12 protein-coding genes are annotated in these 14,609 nt (G+C 65.4%); 2 read left to right on the top strand and 10 right to left on the bottom strand.

What is annotated here, in order from left to right; genetic code table 11:
- Positions 1 to 549: 549 nt before the first annotated feature.
- The gene (gene tyrS, locus ABEA18_RS13325; protein WP_345449858.1) at positions 550 to 1,860 is read right to left on the bottom strand and encodes a tyrosine--tRNA ligase; all 1,311 of its coding nucleotides are present in this window, start codon (positions 1,858 to 1,860) and stop codon (positions 550 to 552) included.
- Between the two features lie 44 nt (positions 1,861 to 1,904).
- Positions 1,905 to 4,133 (bottom strand): AAA family ATPase, encoded by a 2,229-nt coding sequence (locus tag ABEA18_RS13320; RefSeq protein ID WP_345449857.1) that lies wholly within the window; start codon positions 4,131 to 4,133, stop codon positions 1,905 to 1,907.
- A 158-nt stretch (positions 4,134 to 4,291) separates the two neighbouring features.
- Here ABEA18_RS13320 and ABEA18_RS13315 point away from each other — a divergent pair, with 158 nt between their 5' ends.
- Entirely contained in the window at positions 4,292 to 4,927 is a 636-nt protein-coding gene (locus ABEA18_RS13315; protein ID WP_345449856.1) for a GNAT family N-acetyltransferase, read from the top strand.
- Positions 4,928 to 4,946: 19 nt separating this feature from the next.
- Here ABEA18_RS13315 and ABEA18_RS13310 read toward each other — a convergent pair whose 3' ends face one another.
- Positions 4,947 to 5,597, bottom strand: a complete 651-nt coding sequence (locus tag ABEA18_RS13310) for a DNA-3-methyladenine glycosylase (protein ID WP_345449855.1) — start codon at positions 5,595 to 5,597, stop codon at positions 4,947 to 4,949.
- Between the two features lie 94 nt (positions 5,598 to 5,691).
- On the opposite strand from ABEA18_RS13310, the gene ABEA18_RS13305 reads away from it, so the two are divergent.
- Complete coding sequence (locus ABEA18_RS13305) at positions 5,692 to 7,257, top strand: DNA-3-methyladenine glycosylase 2 family protein (protein ID WP_345449854.1); 1,566 nt, start codon at positions 5,692 to 5,694, stop codon at positions 7,255 to 7,257.
- Here the strand turns inward: ABEA18_RS13305 and ABEA18_RS13300 are convergent.
- From ABEA18_RS13300 to argB, 7 genes are all read right to left on the bottom strand, one after another.
- Positions 7,163 to 7,867, bottom strand: a complete 705-nt coding sequence (locus tag ABEA18_RS13300) for a maleylpyruvate isomerase family mycothiol-dependent enzyme (RefSeq protein WP_345449874.1) — start codon at positions 7,865 to 7,867, stop codon at positions 7,163 to 7,165. The genes ABEA18_RS13305 and ABEA18_RS13300 overlap by 95 nt on opposite strands.
- 112 nt (positions 7,868 to 7,979) lie before the next feature.
- Entirely contained in the window at positions 7,980 to 9,467 is a 1,488-nt protein-coding gene (argH, locus tag ABEA18_RS13295) for an argininosuccinate lyase (protein ID WP_345449853.1), read from the bottom strand.
- The gene (locus ABEA18_RS13290) at positions 9,464 to 10,669 is read right to left on the bottom strand and encodes an argininosuccinate synthase (RefSeq protein ID WP_345449852.1); all 1,206 of its coding nucleotides are present in this window, start codon (positions 10,667 to 10,669) and stop codon (positions 9,464 to 9,466) included. Before ABEA18_RS13290 ends, argH begins: the two co-directional genes overlap by 4 nt.
- Positions 10,670 to 10,772: 103 nt before the next feature.
- Positions 10,773 to 11,309, bottom strand: coding sequence for an arginine repressor (locus ABEA18_RS13285; protein ID WP_345449851.1), 537 nt, complete (start codon positions 11,307 to 11,309; stop codon positions 10,773 to 10,775).
- Complete coding sequence (gene argF / locus ABEA18_RS13280) at positions 11,309 to 12,310, bottom strand: ornithine carbamoyltransferase (RefSeq protein WP_345449873.1); 1,002 nt, start codon at positions 12,308 to 12,310, stop codon at positions 11,309 to 11,311. Before argF ends, ABEA18_RS13285 begins: the two co-directional genes overlap by 1 nt.
- Complete coding sequence (locus ABEA18_RS13275; protein WP_345449872.1) at positions 12,307 to 13,554, bottom strand: acetylornithine transaminase; 1,248 nt, start codon at positions 13,552 to 13,554, stop codon at positions 12,307 to 12,309. Before ABEA18_RS13275 ends, argF begins: the two co-directional genes overlap by 4 nt.
- A gap of 107 nt (positions 13,555 to 13,661) precedes the next feature.
- Positions 13,662 to 14,606 carry an acetylglutamate kinase gene (argB, locus tag ABEA18_RS13270; RefSeq protein ID WP_345449850.1) on the bottom strand — a complete coding sequence of 315 codons (945 nt, stop codon included), beginning with the start codon at positions 14,604 to 14,606 and terminating at the stop codon, positions 13,662 to 13,664.
- Positions 14,607 to 14,609 lie beyond the last annotated feature (3 nt).

Here is a 14,609-nt window from a genome sequence, read left to right as displayed (position 1 = left end):
AAAACAGACACAACCACAACCACCGGAAATAACGGACGGCCGGGCTGCACAAAATTTGAAACCAGCTGAAAACCAGACCCCACCCACAGGGGCGGACAAGGCCCGGCAAAATCAACCAATTCATATAAATAAATCGGTATCAACAAACTTGGCACACTATTGAGTTCTCAAACAACAGACGCAATTCGATTACTTCTCGGAACAAATTCAATTGAATTCGATGTTCCGCATTTCCTCGCTGCGATGTTTCTACTTTATTTCATTCATTTCCACTTTGCAAATCCAGGATTTCTCCGGAAATTCACCCAAATGGATCGAATTTCCCCACGGAGTCGATAAATCATCCAAGTCCCAGACTTTTCGCCTAAACCGGATTATTCACATTCAATGGGATTTTGTCGCGATTTATCCGCTTCAGCGGCAGCGACTCAGAAAACGATACACGCTCCTCCGGAGCCGCGCAAGTCGGCCCGGAGGAGCGTGCAATAGAGCGTGCAACAGTCCGTCTGGCTCGCCCCCACAGGAACGCGCCATGGAACTAAATAGGCGTCAGACGGTCACTTCGACAGTGGCCAGATTCTTCTTCCCGCGGCGCAACAACAGGTACCGGCCGTGAAGCAGTTCTGCCTGGTCGATCACAGCGTCGGGGTCGGTCACCTTGCTGTTGTTCACGTAGGCGCCGCCCTCCCCCACCGTGCGTCGGGCAGCGGACTTGCTCTCGGACAGTCCGGAAGCAACCAGGAGGTCGACGATGCCCAGGCCATCCGCACCGATCGAGGCAGACGGCAGCTCGGCAGTTGCGGATGCCAAGGTCATTTCGTCCAGAACCGAGAGATCGCCGTTGCCGAACAGCGCGGCCGAAGCAGCGATCACTTTCTCCGTAGCGTCGACTCCGTGAACCAGCGAGGTGACTTCGTAGGCAAGCCTGCGCTGGCCCTCGCGTGCGAACGGACGCTCGGCGACAGCGGCTCCAAGCTCCTCAATCTCGGCGCGGCTAAGGAAGGTGAAGACCTTGAGGCGGTCAACGACGTCGGCATCGGCGGTGTTGACCCAGAACTGGTAGAAGGCGTAGGGGCTGCACATGTGGGCGTCCAGCCAAATGGCGTTGCCTTCGCTCTTACCGAACTTCGTGCCATCCGAGTTGGTAATAAGGGGCGTGCCCAGGGCGTGGACAACCTTCCCGTCGACCTTGCGGATGAGCTCCGTGCCACTCGTGAGGTTGCCCCACTGGTCCGAACCTCCAGTCTGCAGCACGCAACCGTAGTCGCGGTTGAGCTGGAGGTAATCCATGCCCTGCAGGATCTGGTAGCTGAACTCGGTGTAGCTGATGCCCTCATCCGAGCTGAGGCGGGAGGCTACGGCATCCTTGCGGAGCATGGTACCCACGCGGAAGTGCTTGCCGATTTCGCGCAGGAAATCGATGGCACTCAGCGGCGCGGTCCAGTCAAGGTTGTTCACCATGCGTGCCGCGTTGTCTCCCTCGAAGCTGAGGAAGCGGCGGACCTGGGCCTGAAGGTAGCCGACCCACTCCGAAACGGTGTCCTTGGTGTTCAAGGTGCGTTCCGCCGTCGGGCGCGGATCGCCGATCAGGCCGGTGGAGCCGCCCACCAGGCCGAGCGGCTTGTGCCCGGCCAACTGCAGGCGGCGCATCAGCAGGAGCTGGACAAGGTTGCCAAGGTGCAGGGACGGAGCCGTGGGGTCGAAGCCACAGTAATACGTGATCGGGTCCCCGGCGAGGAGCTTTTCCAATTCCGTTTCATCAGTGGAAACGTGGATAAGGCCGCGCCATTTGAGCTCTTGCCAGATATTGGCAAAGCCCGGGTCGTTGTGTTGGGACTCGAGGTTGTTTACGTGTGACACGAGTTCTAAGTTAGCAGGATTGCCGTTCGGCTTGCTTGCATGGCTCAGCGCTCGATACCCGCGGGCAACGGCGCGGCGGTGATGAGGCGCAGCCGCTGCGTCGGACGGGTCATCGCGACGTAGAGATCGCCCACCTTCCCGTGTTCGTGGTTCAGCATGGCAGCAGGCTCAAGAACCACCACGCCATCGAACTCGAGGCCCTTGGCTTCCTTGGGGCTGATGACCACGATGTCCTGGGAGTAGCTGCCCGCTCCGGTGCCCACGCGGTGGCCATACACCCCGCGGAGGGCGGCTGCGGCGCGCGGCAGGAGGGCGCCGTCGGCGATCACCGCGAGGAGGCCGCCGTCGATCGCTTCCAGTTCTTCCGGAAGGATTTCAACGAGACGGTCCACCATCCCCGCTTCGTCCACGCGGTCCACGATGGGCGACCATTTGCCTTCACGCACGGCCTTGGGTGCCGAGACCACCAGCCCGGCGCGGTTCGCCATGCGGACTGCCGCTTCTGCGATCTGCGAGGGTGTGCGGTAGTTGACGGTGAGTTCTTCGAGCTGCCAGCGGTCCCCGAACGACGGCGCGAGGGCACTTTGCCAGGAATTCGCACCGGCGGAGGAACTCGTCTGGGCGATGTCGCCGACGATCGTGAAGGACTTCAACGGGCAGCGTCGGACCAAAAGCCGCCACTGCATGGGCGAGAGCTCCTGCGCTTCGTCCACCACAATGTGCCCGAACGCCCACGAACGGTCGCTCGTGGCCCGTTCCGCCGCCGTCAACCGCGTTTCGCGTTCCTGGTTCTGGTCCGCCAGTTCTTCGGCCGTCATCAACACGTCGACCCCCATGGCCTCCATGTTGACAAGGGTCTGCTTGGCGTTGGCGATGTCGCGGGCACGATCGTGCTCTTGCTGCGCCAGTCCCCTGCCAGCGGCAGGATCCAGCTCGCCGAGGAGCTCAGCGGCCTCGTCGAGCAGCGGAACATCGGCTTCCGTCCACGGGGCATCCGCCGGGCGAAGCAGAAGGGCACGCTGCGCCGGCGTGAGGTGCGGAGTGCAGGCCTCCAGGATGGCGGGCTTGCTGAAGAGCTCGGAGACAAGCTTCTCGGGAGTCATCGGCATCCAGCACAGGTTCAGGACGATCCTGACGTCGCGTGCCGAGCGGACGTCTTCGGCGAGGTAGGAACGGTCGGCGTTGTTGCCGATATTCGATTCCTCGACGATCTCCGTCAGCTGCTCCGTGAGTTCGCGCAGCAGAATCTTCACGAAGGTCACGCGCGCTTCGTTGTGCGGCTTGCCGGTGGCGCGCGCCCTGTCCCGGGCGCGGCGGACTTGCCGCACGGACAGAGTGAGCTTGCGGGAATCGACCTCGAGGATGCGGTCCTCGGCGGGAGTCCGCTGGCGGTTGGCCACGGCGTTGGCAATCACGTCAGCCATGTTCAGCTTGCCCTTGAGCGCTGCGACGTCGGGATCCTGTTCCGGGACGGCATGGATCCCGGGCATGAGGCGGCCCAGGCTCGCCATGACGACGCCGGTCTCGCCGAGGGAAGGCAGGACCCGCTCGATGTAGTGCATGAACGACGAGGAAGGCCCGACGAGCAGCACGCCCGCGGACTTCAGGCGGTCACGGTGGGTGTACAGCAGATAGGCGGCGCGGTGGAGCGCGACGGCCGTCTTCCCGGTACCGGGACCGCCTTGGACGACCAAGGCACCCGACATGGTGGAACGGATGATCCGGTCCTGCTCGGACTGGATGGTGCCGACGATGTCCGACATGCGCCCGGTGCGCTTGGAATTCAGGGCGGCAAGGAGTGCGCCCTCACCCTGGAGCGAGGCGTTGTCGGCCAGCATGCTGGCATCCAGGACATCGTCTTCGATCGCTTTGACCTCGCGGCCTTGCAGGATCAGGTGACGACGACGGCGGACGCCCTGCCGGTCGAAGGCGGTCGCCTGGTAGAAGTGGCCGGCTTCCGGGGCGCGCCAGTCGACCATAAGCCTCTGGAGGTCCGCGGTGGACAGTCCGATCCGGCCGATGTACTGCGCCTCCCCGGTGTCCAGGTCGAGGCGCCCGAACACGAGACGGTCGTCGACGGCGTCGAGCTGGGCGAGGCGGTCCTCGTACAGTGCCGCGAAGGCGTCCCTTTCGGAAACGTTCTGCATGGTTCCCACCGCTCCGGCGCGCCGGACCTGCGCCAGCTGTTGGCGCTTTTCCTCCCGCAGCTCATCCAGGCGCGAGTAGAGACCGGCCACGTACTCCCGCTCGTGGATCAAATCAGCGTCGTGCATCGAAACGTTCCCCTATCGAAAAAGACGGACCGTCCATTCTACAGCGGTTTTGCTTGACGTGCGTGAAACTGCCCGCACGCCGGTGCGTCATACAATGTTCACCCGCCGCTAACCCCCTGAGCTTTTCCATCCGCACCCAGTGGTGCTTAAATGCTGCAATGCAGCACGACGTTGCCCTTACGCGGCACGGCATCAGCCTGGTCCCGCTCTCCCCTTCACATGCCGGTCCGCTCTTCGATTTCGTAGACTCCGGGATGTGGTCCGGCATGGCCGCCGAGCAGCCCTTGAGCGCCGTGGAACTGGCCGAACTCTTCGCGGCCCGCCTCGAAGATCCGGCGACCATTCCGTTCGCGGTCGTCGAGCAGCGGACCGGCGCGCTGCTCGGAACCACCTCGCTGTGCGAGTACAGTCCCCGCCAGCGGCGCCTGGAAATCGGCGGCACTTTTTACGGGCGCCCGTTCTGGGGTAGCCATGTCAATCCCGCCGCGAAGCAACTGCTGCTGGCCCACTCCTTCGATGTGTTGGACGTCCACCGGGTTGCCTTCCGCTGTGACGCCCGGAATACGCGCAGCGCCTCGGCCATTCAGCGGCTCGGGGCCAGCTACGAGGGCACGCTGCGCGGGCACCGCTTCGCTCCGGACGGCAGCCGTTGCGACACCGCCGTTTTCTCGATCCTGCGCGACGAATGGCCGAACGTACGCGAGTCGTTGCTTGGCCGCCTGGCGCCGTTCGAAGTGCCCGACAACCACTGCGCGTATGTCGCCGAACCGACCCGGAGCGAACACGCTGCGTGAGGGATGCCCCCGGAGGCCTTTAGACGGCGCGGCTCCGGCCCGGCTTGTAGCGGGACACCGTCGGATCCCCGGAGAGCCAAAAGCGCCACGGGTAGTCGGCGGAACCGCCGTCGCCGGATACTCCGACGCGGAGACCACTCGCGACTGCTGATGGCTCAGCCGGGGTGACCGGAAGCTCGAGGCCGAATGGCTCAGCGAGAGCATCGCGGCCGCTGTCCGCCGTGGTCAGCCCCATTGCGGAGGCAAGCCGCGCCGGCCCGCTGGCAAGATCGGTCAGCGATCTCGACGCCGGACGGCGGGACCGTGCCAGGGCTTGCCCGGACACCACCTCACCCGCCCGCAACAGCAGCGCGGACGCAACGCCGTCGGGACCGCAGACAATGTTGGCGCAATAGTGCATGCCATACGTGAAGTAGACGTAGAGGTGGCCTGCCGGCCCGAACATGGGTGCGTTGCGGGCGGTGGGGCCGCCAAAGGTATGGGAGCCAGGATCGGGATGGGCCGAGCCCCGCGGACCCAGATACGCTTCCACCTCGCTGAGCCGGACGGATACCGTGCCCTCGGGAGTCCGGTGGCTGAGCACGGCGCCGAGGAGCAAAGGAGCAACGTCCCGCGGATCTCCGGAAAGAATGGCCCGGATGGCCTCCGTGGATTGGCTCTGCGTTGTCATGCCCAGACCCTAGCAAAATCCATCAGCTCGATCCGCCGCCGGCAATGTCCGATTTCCGCTAGGAAGAGCCTGCCGATGCTGAAAGGATGAAGCCATGGACTTTTGGCAGCGCTACCGTGCCATCGATGCTCGGGATCCCCGCTTCGACGGCCAGTTCTTCACCGCCGTGCGGTCGACGGGCATCTACTGCCGGCCGTCCTGCCCGGCACGGACACCCAAGGCAGAAAACGTGACCTTCTACGAAACCTCGGCCGCCGCGCACGAGGCCGGGTACAGGGCCTGCAAACGCTGCCTCCCGGAGGCGGTTCCGGGCACGCCTGCGTGGAACCTGCGCTCGGACGTCGCCGGGCGGGCGATGCGGCTCATCAACGACGGCGCGATCTCCCGCGTGGGCGTCGAAGGACTCGCCACCAGGCTGGGCTACTCCTCACGCCAGCTCAACAGGATCCTCAGCCATGAACTCGGCGCCGGGCCGCTGTCCCTGGCGCGGGCCAGCCGGGCGCAGACGGCCAGGACGCTCCTGGTCTCGACCTCGATGAAACTCTCGGACGTGGCTTTCGCTGCCGGATTCAACAGTGTCCGCCAGTTCAACGACACCATCAACGAAGTCTTCGCCCTGACACCGACGGCGCTCCGGGCCACCGCGAAGCCCAGTGGCCATCACGGCAGAGAGGGCGAGGCTACCTCCCTGACCCTCAACCTCCCGTACCGGGAGCCGTTCGACACAGGGATTTTCGATTTCCTCGCGGCCCGCGCGGTTCCCGGCGTCGAGCTGGCGAACTCCAGCAGCTATACGCGGACCCTCCGCTTGCCCCGCGGCAACGCGGCGTTCTCGGTGGATTACGACGCCGGGGCGCGCGGCGGCGCGCTGACCCTCGCCGTCAGTACCTTGGATCTCCACGATCTTCCCGTGCTCCTCAGCCGCGTGCGGCGATTGTTCGATCTCGACGCCGATCCTGTGGCCGTGGACGAGGCGTTGGCTTCCGATGCCAGGCTCTACTCATCAGTTCGCGATACGCCCGGGATCAGGGTCCCGGGCGCCGTGGATCCCCAAGAGCTGCTGATCCGGGCGATGATCGGCCAGCAAATCACCGTAGCCGCCGCCCGGACCGCGTTGACGCAACTTTCCGACGCCGGGACCCGCCTGCCGGAAGGGCACGCAGGATACACACTGGGCCTGGACCGTCTTTTCCCCACGGCCGGGGAGATCGCCGGCTCGGGGCGGGAACTGCTGAGAGGCCCGCAACGGCGCATAGATTCCGTGCTGGCCGCGGCAGCAGCCATGGCCAGCAGGGAACTCGACTTCGACTACGGTGACGACCCCCAAACGCTCGCGGACAAACTATTGCCGCTGCCCGGCGTCGGACCATGGACCGTGGGCTACGTGGCGATGAGGGTCATCGGCGACCCGGACGTCTTCCTCGCCAACGATGCGGCGGTTCGGAACGGCCTCAAGAATCTGGCTGCCGCGGAAGGCCTGCCTGCAGACTTCCGCAACGTGAGCCCGTGGCGTTCTTACGCCACGATGCACCTGTGGCGCGCAGCTGCAAGCAAACGCGTCAACGCTAGTGCGCCGCGGGAACGCTCGATGGCCACGGGAGAAGCTCCGGCAAGTCAACACCGTCCGCGTCGGCAGAGGCCCGCAGGCTTCCCAGGGTAGGCGTGCGCCCGGCGAGCCAGGCCGCGATGTCCGTGATCATGCCGTTGATGGCAACGGACTGCCGTCCCGAGCCGATGACCAGCTGCGGCAGGCCCAGGGGCTGAAGCACGAATTTCTGGTCTGCCGGCACGCGGGCAGAGAGGAAATCGAAGAGATGCTCGCAGAATTGCCGGCTCCAGGCCTCCGGGCCGCGACCGACTCCCAGGTCCGTGACGTGGATGACCAGTTCGCGCCAGAGCGCCAGGCCGCCGTCGAGCACTGTTCCGTTCCGGAAGCTGATCCGGGTGTTCCAGCCGGACTCCACAAGCCCGTCGAAGGCCCTCAGGGCCCGGGCGAGGGCGGCCTCGGTGGCGTCAAGGTGTTCCGCGAGGCTGTGGCTCGCCGCCAGCTCAATGGCCTTCGTACGGCCCTCGTAGCCGCCGTCGTAGATGTCAATGGTCTCGCCGCGCGCGGCGTATTCCAGCTGGCGGGCCATGGCGTTGGAGATGCCGGCAATGTGCGCCAGCACGTGGCCGCGGGTCCACCCGGGCAGCTCGGAGGGAGCTGCAACATCGGCTTCGTCGAGTTTGGCGACAACATCGGAGTGATCTCGGTCATAGCGCCATAGTATCCGACAGAGTTAACGGCTGTTAACGAGGATTAACTGGCAACGGCGGGCATTTCGTGGCAGCTTTTGCATAAAACACTGCCGCGAAATGCCCACCGGTGTGGACCTGCTTTGGTTACTGCGCGTACTGCCGAACCAATGCGAGTTCAGCTTCGAGGGCAAGCAGCTGGCGCTCGACGGCGGCCGGGGCCGTTCCGCCCTGGGAGTTCCGGCTATTGAGCGAACCTTCGGTGCTGAGCACGGTACGGACCTCGGGGGTAAGGTGCTCCGAAATGCCCGCGTACTCTTCGTCCGTCAGGTCCCACAGCTCAACGCTGCGCCCTTCAGCCAGTTTCACCGCCGCACCCGCGAGCTCGTGTGCCTCCCGGAACGGCACTCCCTGCCGGACAAGCCACTCGGCGATGTCCGTGGCAAGCGCGAAGCCTTGCGGTGCCAGGGATGCCATGCGTTCGGTGTTGAAGGTGAGCGTGGCGATCATGCCTGACACTGCCGGGAGCAGCACTTCCAAGGTGTCCGCGGCGTCGAAAACCGGTTCCTTGTCTTCCTGCAGGTCGCGGTTGTACGCGAGCGGCAGGCCCTTGAGCGTTGCCAACAGGCCGGCCAGGTTGCCGATGAGGCGCCCTGCCTTGCCGCGGGCGAGCTCGGCGACGTCCGGGTTCTTCTTCTGGGGCATGATCGAAGACCCCGTGGAGTACGAATCATGGAGCGTCACGAAGGAGAACTCCTTCGTGGCCCACAGAATGACTTCCTCGGAGACCCGCGAAAGGTCGATGCCGATCATCGAGCAGATCCATGCGAACTCGGCGAAGACATCGCGCGAAGCGGTGCCGTCGATCGAATTGTGGACCGCCGAGAAGAACCCGAGATCCGCGGCGACGGCCTCGGGATCCAGGCCGAGCGAGGAACCGGCCAAAGCGCCGGAACCGTACGGCGAGACGCCGGCGCGCTTGTCCCAGTCCTGGAACCGCTGCACGTCGCGCAACAGTGCCCAGGCGTGGGCCAGAAGGTGGTGGCTCAGCAGGACAGGCTGGGCATGCTGCAAGTGCGTCCGGCCGGGCATGGCAACGCCCTGGTGGGCCTTGGCCTGCTCAACGAGGGCATCGATCGTGGCGAGCACACCGCGGGCGATGATGCGTGCGTGATCGCGCAGGAACATGCGGCCCAACGTGGCCACCTGGTCGTTGCGCGAACGCCCTGCCCGGAGCTTGCCGCCCAGGTGGGTTCCCGCACGCTCAATGAGCCCGCGTTCGAGGGAACCGTGGACGTCCTCATCGCTCTCGGCGGGCTGGTAGGCGCCACTCGCGACGTCGTCATCCAGCAGGGTGAGCGCCGCGAGCATGCCTTCGAGTTCGCCGTCGTCCAGGAGCCCCGCTTTGTGCAGCACGCGGGCATGTGCCTTGGAGCCGGCGATGTCGTAGCGGGCAAGCCGCCAGTCAAAGTGCGTGGACTTGCTCAGTGCGGCAAGTGCGTCCGCGGGGCCGCCGGCGAATCGGCCGCCCCACAGCGCGCCGGTGTTCGTTGCTTCAGATTTTGTCCCCGAACGCTCCCCAACCTCGCTGCGCTCGGCCGGGGACCCCGGCGTCCGTGGGCCCACCGACGTCATTTGCCCGAAACCCGCAGGTCACGGCCTGCGGCGACCTTGGAGGACATTCCCCACAGCTCGATGAAGCCCTTGGCCTGCGACTGGTCGAAGGTGTCGCCCGTGTCGTAGGTGGCGAGGTCGAAGTCGTAGAGCGAGGTGTCGGAGCGGCGGCCGTTGACGATGGCCTGGCCGCCGTGAAGGACCATGCGGATGTCGCCGGACACGTACTTCTGGGTGTCCTCGATGAAAGCGTCGAGGGAGCGCTTGAGCGGGGAGAACCACTGGCCGTCGTAGACCAGCTCGGACCAGCGCTGGCCGACCGTGGCCTTGAAGCGGGCCTGCTCGCGCTCGATGGTGACGTCCTCGAGGTGCTTGTGGGCGGTAATGAGGGCCATGGCACCCGGAGCCTCGTAGATCTCGCGGGACTTGATGCCGACCAGGCGGTCTTCAACGACGTCGATGCGGCCGACGCCCTGGGCACCGGCGCGGCGGTTCAGTTCCTGGATGACCTGGAGCGGAGTGTGCTTGATGCCGTCAATCGCCACCGGGACGCCGGCTTCGAAAGTGATGGTGACTTCGTCCGGTGCCGGCGGGAATTCCGGCGTGGCCGTGTAGTCGTAGATGTCCTTGGTGGGAGCGTTCCAGATGTCCTCGAGGTAGCCGGTTTCGACGGCGCGTCCCCAGACGTTCTGGTCGATCGAGTACGGGTTCTTCTTGGTGGTCTCGATCGGCAGTCCCTTTTCCTCGGCGAAGGCAATGGCCTTGTCGCGGGTCAGGGCGAGGTCGCGGACGGGTGCGATGCACTTCAAGTCCGGGCCCAGCGTCTGGATGCCGACCTCGAAGCGGACCTGGTCGTTGCCCTTGCCCGTGCAACCGTGCGCAACGGTGGTGGCACCGAATTCGCGGGCGGCCTTGACGAGGTGCTTGACGATCACAGGACGTGAAATCGCGGAAACCAGCGGGTAGTGGCCCTGGTAGAGGGCGTTGGCCTTCAGCGTGGGCATGGCGTATTCGTTGGCGAATTCGTCGCGGGCGTCGGCCACGTAGGCCTCGACGGCGCCGCAGCCGAGGGCGCGCTGGCGGATGGTCTCCAGCGACTCGCCGCCCTGTCCGACGTCGACGGCCACGGCGATGACCTCGGCCCCGGTGGCTTCACCGATCCAGCCGATGGCTACGGAAGTATCAAGGCCACCGGAGTAGGCCAGAACAATGCGCTCAGTCACGAGAGTGCTCCTTTGTTGTTGCTTGCTTCTTTTGAGTCAAATGCTTGGTTCGGGCCGAAGGCCCGGGTGGAACAGTGCCGGGTGGTTCAGTTGCCGGTCTGGACTAGTTTCCCGGTCCGGCTTCCTGGGCCAGCTGGAGGAAACGGGCTGCCAGCTCTGCGCCGCCGTCGGGATCCCGGGCAACCAAAAGCAAGGTGTCGTCGCCTGCGATCGTACCCAATACCGACGGCATCACCGAGTGGTCGATGGCCAAGGCGAGGAAGTTCGCGGCCCCCGGCGGCGTCCGCAACACCGCGATATTGCCCGAAGCCTCCGCGGTGACCAGTAGCTCGCCGCAAAGGCGCGACAGGCGCGCGTCCAGGATTTCCTGGGTGACACCGCTCTTCGCATTGCGGTCTCCACCCTCGCCGGGCACCGCGTAGACCAGTGCACCGTCCTTGCCGCGCACGCGGACCGCCCCAAGTTCCACGAGGTCCCGCGAGAGGGTCGCTTGGGTGACCTGCACGCCGTCGTCCGCCAGCAAGGCTGCGAGCTCTGCCTGCGAGCGCACCGATTGGCCCGTCAGGATCGCGGTGATCCGCGCCTGCCGGGCGGTCTTGGTGGCTGGGCTGGCACCTTGCGATGCAGGATGGGTGGACACTAGAACGTGCTCTCTCCGGTGCCCTCAACGGGGGAAAGCCCGTCGACGAATGCGAGTCCCGAGCGGTGCATCAGCCAGGCCATGAGCGCCTTCTGCGCGTGCAAGCGGTTCTCCGCTTCGTCCCAGACGATGGACTGGGGTCCGTCGATGACACCCGCGGAGATCTCGTAACCGCGGTAAGCGGGCAGGCAGTGGAGCACGACGGCGTCCGGAGCGGCGTGTGCCATGGCAGCCTCGTCCACGGAGTACTCGCGGAAGAGCTGCATGCGGGCTTCTTTTTCGGCTTCCTGCCCCATGGACACCCAGGTGTCCGTAGCGACAACGTCGGCGCCGCTTAGGGCCTCCTTGGCGTCAGTGGTGATGAGCACGGACCCGCCGGTCTCGGCGGCGCGCTCCTCCGCTGCCGCAACGATGTCGGCGGCCGGCAGGTAACCTTCCGGACCCGAGATCCTGACGTGCATGCCCGCCGTGACCCCTGCGAGCAGATAGGAGTTGGCCATGTTGTTAGCGGCATCGCCCAGGTAGGCCATGGTGAGGCCCTTGAGCTCGCCCTTGTGCTCCTTGACCGCCAGGAGGTCTGCCAGCAACTGGCAGGGGTGGTAGTCATCGCACAGGGCATTGATGACGGGAACCTTGGAGTTTTCGGCCATGGCTACGAGGCCCGAGTGCGCCGAGGTCCGCCACACGATGGTGGAGACCATGCGTTCGAGGACCTTGGCGGTGTCCTCGACGGATTCCTTGTGGCCGATCTGCGCCTCACCCGGATTGATGATGAGCGCGTTCCCGCCCATGTCCGCGATTCCGGTAGCGAAGGACACACGGGTCCGGGTGGAGGTCTTGTCGAAGATGACAGCGACGGTCTTGCGCCCATTGCCGGCAGCTGCGAACGGTTGGACGCTGTACGGAGCGGCCTTCATCCGAACGGCGAGCTCAAGCACTTCGGCTTGCTCGGCCGGTGTGAGGTCAGTGTCCTTGAGGAAGTGACGGGTGGTGTTCACTATGCGTCCTTAGCGTTCAGGGGTGCAGCGTTCTGGGCTGCCGCGTTCTGGGCTGCCGCGGCTTTGATGATGCCCGGCAGCGCGTCGAGGAAACGGTCCGCTTGCTCGGTGGTCAGGATCAGCGGTGGAGCCAGCCGGATGGTGTGCGGGCCGGGGCTGTTGATGATGAAGCCTGCATCGAGCGCGGCCGTCACCATGGCGGGCGCGATGTCGGCGTCAAGGTCGAAGCCGATCAGGAGACCTTCGCCGCGCACTTCAGTGACGGCGTCGACGTCGGACAGTCCAGCCTGAAGGTGAGCGCCGACCCTGAGCACATTTTCCAGCACGCCTTGGTTTTCGATGGCATGCAGGGTAGCGAGCGCGGCGGCCGTGGCCACCGGGTTCCCGCCGAAAGTGGTTCCGTGCTGGCCCGCGGTCAGGAGCGACGACGTCGGCTCGCCGAAGGTGATGAGCGCGCCCACCGGGAAGCCGCCGCCGAGGCCCTTCGCGAGGGTCACGGCGTCCGGGACGATGCCGGCGTCTTCGCTGGCCAACCATTTGCCGGTTCGGCCGATACCGGTCTGGACCTCGTCCAGGACCAGCAGCGCGCCGGCAGCGGTGGTGGCTTCGCGGGCCGCCTGCAAGTACTCGACGCTGAGCGGGCGGACGCCGGCTTCGCCTTGGATGGGCTCGAGGAACACTGCGGCCGTGTTTTCGTCGACGGCGGCACGGAGGGCCTCGATGTCGCCGAACGGGATGTGCACGACCCCACCGGGCAGCGGCTCGAAAGGCGCCCGGTACGCTTCCTTGGCGGTCAAGGCGAGCGCGCCCATCGTGCGGCCGTGGAAGGCACCTTCGAGCGCGATGATCTTGGTGCGCGTGTCAGAACTGTTGCGCCGCGCCAGCTTGAACGCGGCCTCGTTGGCCTCAGTGCCCGAGTTGGCGAAGAACACCTTGGAGCCGGCAGGAGCGTTGGTGAGGGCCAGAAGCTTCTCGGCGAGCGCGATTTGCGTGGGACTCGTGAAGAAATTGGAGACGTGCCCCAGGGTGGCGAGCTGGCTCGCGATGACCGAGGTGACGAACGGGTGGGCATGGCCCAGGGCATTCACGGCAATGCCACCCAGGAGGTCAAGGTATTCCTTGCCGTCGGCGTCCCACACAAGGGCCCCTGCACCACGGACCAGGACACGCTGCGGGGTGCCGAAGACGCCCATGAGCGAAGAAGAGTAGCGGGCCAGCCAGTCGCTTCCGCTACTTACCCCAGTCATGACGGAAGCTTTGGTGCTCGATCCGGCGATGGGGGCCCGGGTGTGGTCGGGCACCGCGGAGCGGGCGGGGCCCCTATCGCCGGTCGGGCTCAAACCAACAGTTTCGTTCATGCGTTCACTTCCTCGTCGGGGACAACCTGGGTTCCGATGCCCGCGGTCGTAAAGGTTTCCAGGAGCATGGAGTGCGGCAGGCGGCCATCCACGATGTGCGCCTGCACCACTCCTTCGTCAATGGCCTTCAGGCAGGCCGTCATTTTCGGGATCATGCCGGACTCCAGTCGCGGCAGCATCTCCCGCAACTCAGTGGCCGTCAACGAGGAGATGAGCGAGGACTTGTCCGGCCAGTTGGCGTAGAGGCCCTCGACGTCGGTCAGGATCACGAGCTTGGATGCGCCCAGCGCCGAGGCGACCGCCGCCGCGGCGGTGTCAGCGTTGACGTTGAGGACCTGCCCCGTGGTAGAGCCTGTGCCGTCGCCTTCGTCAAGGATCTCGGGGGCGACCGTCGAAATCACCGGGATGCGGCCCGCGGCGAGAATGTCCTCGATACCCGTGGGATCAACACCCACTACTTCGCCCACCAAGCCGAGGTCCACTTCCTCGCCGTCCACCACAGTGCCGGTGCGCACGGCGCGCAAAAGGCCGCCGTCCTCCCCCGACATGCCGACGGCGTACGGCCCGTGGGAGTTGATGAGGCCTACGAGTTCGCGGCCCACTTGGCCGGTGAGCACCATACGGACCACGTCCATGGCCTCAGGGGTGGTGACGCGCAGGCCACCCTTGAATTCGGATTCGATGCCCAGCCGGCCGAGCATCGAATTGATCTGCGGGCCACCCCCGTGCACGACGACGGGGTGGATACCCACGTGGTGCAGGAAGACGACGTCTTCGGCGAAGGCGCGTCGGAGTTCCTCGTTGACCATGGCGTTGCCGCCGTACTTGATCACCATGGTGGTGCCGGCGAAGCGTTGGATCCACGGCAGTGCCTCGATCAGGGTCGCGGCCTTGTCCTGGGCATCACTCATGGAGGTGTTTTCGCGGGTGTGCGCAGTCATCGT

It is taken from the genome of Arthrobacter gyeryongensis, assembly GCF_039543785.1.
GTDB classification, from domain to species: Bacteria; Actinomycetota; Actinomycetes; order Actinomycetales; family Micrococcaceae; genus Arthrobacter; species Arthrobacter gyeryongensis.
Note: the sequence above shows the minus strand (reverse complement) of the source record. Positions and strands in the feature narration are given on the sequence as shown.